The organism is Eubacterium pyruvativorans (genome assembly GCF_900102225.1).
GTDB classification, from domain to species: domain Bacteria; phylum Bacillota; class Clostridia; order Peptostreptococcales; family Anaerovoracaceae; genus Aminicella; species Aminicella pyruvativorans.
This window is the reverse complement of record NZ_FNBF01000054.1, coordinates 1-2,087: the sequence shown is the minus strand read 5'-3', so window position 1 is coordinate 2,087 and position 2,087 is coordinate 1. Positions and strand designations below refer to the sequence as shown.

General features: G+C 52.0%; 1 protein-coding gene and 1 tRNA gene. One reads left to right on the top strand and one right to left on the bottom strand.

What is annotated here, in order from left to right; genetic code table 11:
• Nucleotides 1-460 precede the first annotated feature (460 nt).
• A tRNA-Ser gene (locus BLQ24_RS09910) sits at nucleotides 461-548 on the bottom strand.
• Nucleotides 549-1,221: 673 nt separating this feature from the next.
• Between BLQ24_RS09910 and BLQ24_RS09905 the strand changes: the two genes are divergently transcribed.
• Complete coding sequence (locus BLQ24_RS09905; protein WP_090164757.1) at nucleotides 1,222-1,995, top strand: asparagine synthase-related protein; 774 nt, start codon at nucleotides 1,222-1,224, stop codon at nucleotides 1,993-1,995.
• The last annotated feature ends 92 nt before the right edge of the window (nucleotides 1,996-2,087 follow it).

Here is a 2,087-nt window from a genome sequence, read left to right as displayed (position 1 = left end):
CTGCGTTCGTCGTGCCCCGCACGGGGCACGTGGATTGAAATTCTGACTGTAGCAGCCTCACCAGCCTGGATGTGAGTCGTGCCCCGCACGGGGCACGTGGATTGAAATATGGGCAGACCCACCTGCATGATGCCAAGCCTCAGGGCGTTCCCTGGAAGGTCCGAGACATCGAGATAACGATATAGAAAACAGGGGATCCCCGAGTGCGCTAAAGCAAACGGAAAGGACCAATTCAAAGCACAGAAAGGAGATCTTCTTGAGATACTATACATTCGGAAGCGCAGAATGATCCGCAGAAAGAAGGAAAGAAAATGACTGGCATATCTTCACTGGTGAGCCTCATGTATTGTTCGGCTTAAAGCGGCTCTGTCCATTCGTCTCTAACCCCGCAAAACCCCTTGCAATCACCGACCTCTTGAAGTTACACGAAAAAAGAGCAGCTTCGAAAAGCTGCTCTTTCTGGCGGAGGACATGGGACTCGAACCCACGGGGCTGTTACACCTTACTCGCATTCCAAGCGAGCTCCTTAGCCACTCGGTCAATCCTCCATACTGTTATTTATTTGTTTTCGTTTCGCTCTCGCGAACAATAGTAAATTTACCATAGATAGGAGAAGTACGCAAGTATTAATTTGTAAACAATGGGAAATATCGAGATTGGCGGTTGTGCGGAATGTCCGGTGCGGATTCGGGATCATCGGAATGAATTGTGCAAGGTGTACAGCTTGGCGTGAGGAATCGGCGGCTGTGCGTAATGAATTGTGCACACTGCACAGTCCAGCCGGCAGGGTGGGGGGCATTGTGCCTGAAATCGTGATTATTCATGAAAAATCACGAAAAATAACGAATACATTGTTGACAATCAACAATAAACGCCGTATAGTAGGGCCAACGAAGAAAATTACATATCGAAAGGCATTGATCGGGAAAAGTACCGGAGAAGTTCAGGCACAGTGAGCGGAGGATAGTGAGAACTCCGTGCGAAGAATTTCCGCGAAGAACACCCGGGAGCCTCGAACAGAACCCGGGACGGTTGGTTCCTTCAGAAAGAACCCGAAAGACCCCCGGCAGTAAGGGAGACGTGTTGCGCACGTTACAGCGCACGAGCTTGTCAGAGCTTAGAAAGGGACCGGAAAACCGGTAAGTTAGGTGGCACCGCGGATAGCAGCTATTCGTCCTATGTAGTATAGGACGGAGCTGCGAGATCAGGAGGTGCTTTTTTATGTGTTCCATTATTGCTTTTACAGGACAGGCGCTCACGCCGGAAGAAATTAAGCCGCATTTCGATCAGACGATTTCCAGAGGACCGGATGATTCCCGGTTTGAAGAGGTGGGAAGCGGATACATGGGCTTCCACCGGCTGGCCATCATGGGCCTGACACCGGAAGGAATGCAGCCGTTCCATCAGGGAAAGAGCGTGGTGGTTTGCAACGGTGAAATCTATGGGTTCCGCCCGATGAAGAAGGAACTGGAAGCGAGAGGGTATTCCTTCCGGAGTGACAGTGACTGTGAGCTGATTCTGCCGATGTATCGTGAATTCGGACTGAAGGAGACGCTTCGCAGAATGGGATCTGAGTTTGCCACCGTCATTTACGATGGAGAGAAGGATACCTGGATTGCGGCAAGAGATCCGATCGGCATCCGGCCGCTGCATTACGGGTACGACCGGTCCGGCAGAATTTGTTTTGCCAGCGAAGCAAAAAACCTGGTGGGCATCTGCGACATGATCCGCCCGTTCCCGCCGGGACACTACTATTATGAAGGGGAGTTCATTCCATATGAGGAACTGACCCGGGTGGAGCAGTTCAGCCGGGATGACCTGGAGACGGCCTGCAAGGGTATCCGGGAACGGCTGATTCAGTCTGTGGAGGATCGTCTGGATGCGGATGCGCCCCTGGGATTCCTGCTTTCCGGCGGTCTGGATTCCAGTCTGGTCTGCGCTATCAGTGCGAAGATTCTCGGCCGCAAGATCCGCACCTTTGCCATCGGCATGTGAATATTCCGGTGTGCTGAAAGCGCAAATCCGGTGAACTGGAAATCACCAGTCCGGCCGGTGGAAATCATAAATACGTGTATTCCGGTTCAACG

What these genes read in the sequence shown, in the direction of transcription:
- BLQ24_RS09905 (WP_090164757.1), top strand. Translation starts at nt 1,222, where the DNA reads ATGTGTTCCATTATTGCTTTTACAGGACAGGCGCTCACGCCGGAAGAA.